This is a genomic window from Ruegeria sp. AF5 (assembly GCF_056541905.1).
In genome coordinates this window covers 1-4,446 of the sequence record NZ_JBQFYZ010000037.1, presented here as the reverse complement: position 1 = coordinate 4,446, position 4,446 = coordinate 1, and the positions used below count along the sequence as shown (strand labels likewise).

Genomic DNA, 4,446 nt, shown 5'->3' with positions numbered 1-4,446 from the left:
ACTCAGCGGCGTCTTCGTATTCTGTCATTGGTGGGCATGTGCAGACGAGGTTTCGGTCGCCGTATGCGTTGTCGACGCGGTTGACGGGGGACCAGTATTTGTCGACGCCCATGGATCCCGGCGGGAAGCAGGCCTGTTCGCGGGTGTAGGGGCGGTCCCAGTCGCCGACCAGATCGCGCACTGTGTGGGGGGCGTTTTTCAGCGGGTTGTTTTCCGCGTCGATCTTGCCGTCGATGATGTCCTGCGCTTCCGAGCGGATCGAGAGCATGGCGTCGCAGAAGCGGTCGAGCTCGTCCTTGGGTTCGGATTCGGTGGGCTCGACCATCAGGGTGCCCGCCACCGGCCAGCTCATCGTGGGGGCGTGGAAGCCTGAATCGACCAGGCGCTTGGCCACATCGTCGACGGTGACATGCGCCGCCTCGTCCAGCGGCCTTGTGTCGAGGATGCATTCATGTGCCACCCGGCCCGTTTCCGATGTGTAGAGGATCGGATAGGCGTCCTTGAGCCGCGCCGCGATGTAGTTGGCGTTCAGGATCGCCACTTTGGTGGCCTGCGTCAGCCCCGCACCGCCCATCAGCAGCACATAGGCCCATGAGACGGGAAGGATCGAGGGCGAGCCGAAGGGTGCCGCCGAGACCGGACCCACGGCGGTGCCGTATTCCGGGTGGCCCGGCAGATGCTCGGCCAGATGCGCCTTGACGCCGATCGGACCCATGCCGGGGCCGCCACCGCCATGCGGGATGCAGAAGGTCTTGTGCAGGTTCAGGTGGCTGACATCGCCGCCAATGTCACCCGGACGTGCCAGCCCGACCATGGCGTTCATGTTGGCGCCGTCGATATAGACCTGACCGCCGTGATCATGGGTGATCTGGCAGACCTCCTGCACGGTGGTCTCGAACACGCCATGGGTCGAGGGGTAGGTGATCATGCAGGCGGCCAGATGGTCCGAATGCTTTTCCGCCTTTTCGCGGAAATCATTCAGATCGATATTGCCCTTGTCATCCGATTTCACCGGCACAACCTGCCAGCCCACCATCTGCGCCGAGGCCGGGTTGGTGCCATGGGCCGAGGTCGGGATCAGGCAGACATTGCGCTGCCCTTCGCCGCGGGCGAAGTGATAGTTGCGGATGGTCAGAAGGCCCGCATATTCGCCCTGCGCGCCCGAGTTGGGCTGCTGGGAGATCGCGTCATACCCGGTGATCTGGCACAGCTTGTCGTTCAGATCCGCAATCATCTGATGGTAGCCCTGCGCCTGATCTTCGGGCACGAAAGGATGCAGGTTGCCGAACTCGGGCCAGGTGACCGGGATCATCTCGACCGTGGCGTTCAGCTTCATGGTGCAGGACCCCAGCGGGATCATCGCCCGGTCCAGCGCCAGGTCGCGGTCGGCCAGACGGCGCATATAGCGGGTGATCTCGGCCTCGGCCCGGTTCTTGTGGAAGATCGGGTGGGTCAGGTACGCGCTTTCGCGCAGCGCGTAATCCGGCAGGCGGTATTGCTTGTTCGAGCTGTCATCCTTGCGGTCGATGCCGAAGGCACCCCAGACCGCCTCGATGGTCTCGGGGCGGGTCTGTTCGTCCAGGCTGATGCCCACGCGGGTCTCGCCGACCTTGCGCAGGTTGACGCCACGGGCCACGGCGGCCTCCATAACGACATTCTGCAGATGGCCGACCTCGACCGTGATGGTGTCGAAGAACACTTCGGGTTCCACCGCAAAGCCCGCCTCTTCCAGACCGGCGGCCAGGCGCGAGGTCTTGCGGTGCACCGATTGCGCGATCGCCTTGATGCCGTCGGGTCCGTGATAGACCGCATACATCGAGGCAATGACGGCCAGCAGCGCCTGCGCGGTGCAGACGTTCGAGTTCGCCTTTTCGCGGCGGATGTGCTGCTCGCGGGTTTGCAGCGACAGGCGGTAGGCCTTGTTGCCGCGGCTGTCGATGCTGACCCCGATGATCCGGCCCGGCATCGAGCGCTTCAGCTTGTCGGTGGTCGCCATATACGCGGCGTGCGGGCCGCCATAACCCATCGGCACGCCAAAGCGCTGGGTCGAGCCGATGGCGATATCCGCGCCCATCTCGCCGGGGGATTTCAGCAGCGCCAGTGACAGGATATCGGCGGCGACAACGGCGATGGCGTTATGTTCATGCAGCGCCGCGATCTCGTTCGTGAAGTCGCGCACATGGCCATGGGTGCCCGGATACTGGAAGATCGCGCCAAAGACGGCACCTGCATCCAGCTGATCGGGATCGCCCACCTGCACGTCGATGCCCAAGGGTTCGGCGCGGGTTTTGATGACCGCGATGGTCTGCGGATGACAGTTGCGATCCACGAAGAAGGCCGCGTTATTGGCCTTGGACCGGCCGCCGCGCTTGGCCATCGCCATGGCTTCTGCTGCGGCTGTGGCTTCGTCCAGCAGGGACGCGTTGGCCACATCGAGCCCGGTCAGGTCGCTGACCATGGTCTGGAAGTTCAGCAGCGCCTCAAGCCGGCCCTGGCTGATCTCGGGCTGATAGGGCGTGTAGGCCGTGTACCAGGCCGGGTTTTCCAGGATGTTGCGCAGGATCGGCGCCGGGGTGGTGGTGCCGTAATATCCCTGACCGATCAGCGAGGTCAGAACCTTGTTCTTGCCCGCCACCTGCTTCATGTGAAAGAGCGCATCGCGTTCCGTCATCGCCGGGCCCCAGTCCAGCGGTTCCTTCTGCCGGATCGCGGGCGGGACGGTAGCGTCGATCAGCTGGTCCAGCGTCTTGAAGCCGATCACCTGCAGCATGTCGCGCATCTCGGTCGGGCTGGGCCCGATGTGGCGGCGATTGGCGAAGTCATAGGCTTCGTAGTCGGTCAGTTTGAAGGCCATTGCAGCGCTCCTCAAGGATAGGTCAGGTCCGGCGGAGACGGCAGGAGCCTCCGGCGGGAGTATTTGGAAAAAGATGAAGCGGGGAGCCCCGGTCTCTGGGGCTCCGGGCCGGATTTAGCCGATGAAGGCCTTGTAGCCGGCTTCGTCCATCAGATCTTCCAGCTGCGCGGCATCGGCGATCTTGATCTTGTAGATCCAGGCCTCGCCCTCGGGGTCGTCGTTCAGCGCGCCGGGGTTGTCAGCCAGCGCCTCGTTCACTTCCGTAATCTCGCCATCAACCGGCGCGTAAAGCTCGGAGGCGGCCTTGACGGATTCGATCACGCCGATCTCGCCATCCTTCTCGAACTCGTCGCCCACCTCCTGCTGCTCGACAAAGACCACCTCACCCAGCTGCTCGGCCGCGTGTTTGGTGATACCCAGCGTGGCCGTGTCGCCGTCGACCGCCAGCCATTCATGCTCTTCGGAATAATAGGTTGCCATGTCTCTCTCTCCTGACTTCAACGCTTGTAATTTTGTTTGACGAAGGGCAGCGCCACAATCTGCGCCGGTTGCGCCTTGCCCCGGATGATCAGGTTGACCTTCTCGCCCGGCTCGCCATGGCCCGCGGACACATAGCCCATCGCAACCGGGCCGCCGACCGTGGGGCCAAAGCTGCCCGAGGTGATCTGACCGATGGTATTGCCCTCAAGGCATTGCACTTCCACGCCCTGACGCGCGGGGGCGCGGCCGTCGGGCTTGATGCCCACCAGCTTGCGCGCAGGCCCCTCGGCCAGTTCGCGCTGCACACGTTCCGCACCCGGAAAGCCGCCTTCTTCCTTGCGGCGCTTCTGCATCGCCCAGCCAAGGCTGGCCTCGACCGGCGAGGTGCTCTGATCGATGTCATTGCCATAAAGGCACAGACCGGCTTCAAGCCGCAGGCTGTCGCGCGCGCCCAGACCCGCCGGTTCGCAATCCTCATGCGCAAGGAACGCCCGGGTGATCTCGATCGCCTTGTCCTCGGGGATCGAGATCTCGTACCCGTCCTCGCCCGTGTAGCCCAGCCGCGAGATGCGGCATTCGACACCCAGGATGTCGGCAATCGTGGTTTCCATGAACTTAAGATCGCGCGCCGCGGGGCAGAGCGCGCCCACCACATCCTCGGCCTTGGGGCCTTGCACCGCCACCAGCGCGCGGTCGAAGATCTCGGTCACCTCAACCCCGTCCAGATTGGCGCGCATATGCGGAATGTCCTGATGGCGCAGCGCCGCGTTCACCACCACAAAGTAATGATCCCCCGCGTTCGACACGATCAGGTCATCCATGATCCCGCCTTCGGCATTGGTGAAGAACCCGTACCGCGCCTTGCCTTCCTTCAGCGTCGCATAAGCCTGCGGACACAGTGCTTCCAGCTTCTCGCCCACATTCTCGCCCCGCAATATCACCTGACCCATATGCGACACATCAAACAACGCCGCCTTCTCGCGGCACTGCTTATGCTCGCCCATGATCCCCAGCGGATACTGAACCGGCATCTCCCACCCGGCAAAATCAACCATCTTGCCGCCCAACTCAACGTGAAGCCCAAAAAGCGGCGTGCGTCTAATCTCGGTCAT

The 4,446-nt window shown here is 63.6% G+C and carries 3 protein-coding genes; all 3 read right to left on the bottom strand.

Features of this window, described 5'->3' with window-relative positions:
* A partial coding sequence (gcvP, locus tag ACR0DS_RS20195; protein ID WP_480560855.1) for an aminomethyl-transferring glycine dehydrogenase occupies positions 1-2,854 on the bottom strand: 2,854 nt, incomplete at its 3' end.
* A gap of 114 nt (positions 2,855-2,968) precedes the next feature.
* Complete coding sequence (gene gcvH / locus ACR0DS_RS20190) at positions 2,969-3,334, bottom strand: glycine cleavage system protein GcvH (protein WP_209505056.1); 366 nt, start codon at positions 3,332-3,334, stop codon at positions 2,969-2,971.
* A gap of 17 nt (positions 3,335-3,351) precedes the next feature.
* A complete protein-coding gene (gene gcvT / locus ACR0DS_RS20185; protein ID WP_480560853.1) occupies positions 3,352-4,446 on the bottom strand; it encodes a glycine cleavage system aminomethyltransferase GcvT in 1,095 nt (364 codons plus the stop codon).

Excerpts from the sequence above, each read along its gene's own strand:
- gcvH (WP_209505056.1), bottom strand. The coding sequence starts at position 3,334 with ATGGCAACCTATTATTCCGAAGAGCATGAATGGCTGGCGGTCGACGGC.
- gcvT (WP_480560853.1), bottom strand. The coding sequence starts at position 4,446 with ATGACCGAGATTAGACGCACGCCGCTTTTTGGGCTTCACGTTGAGTTG.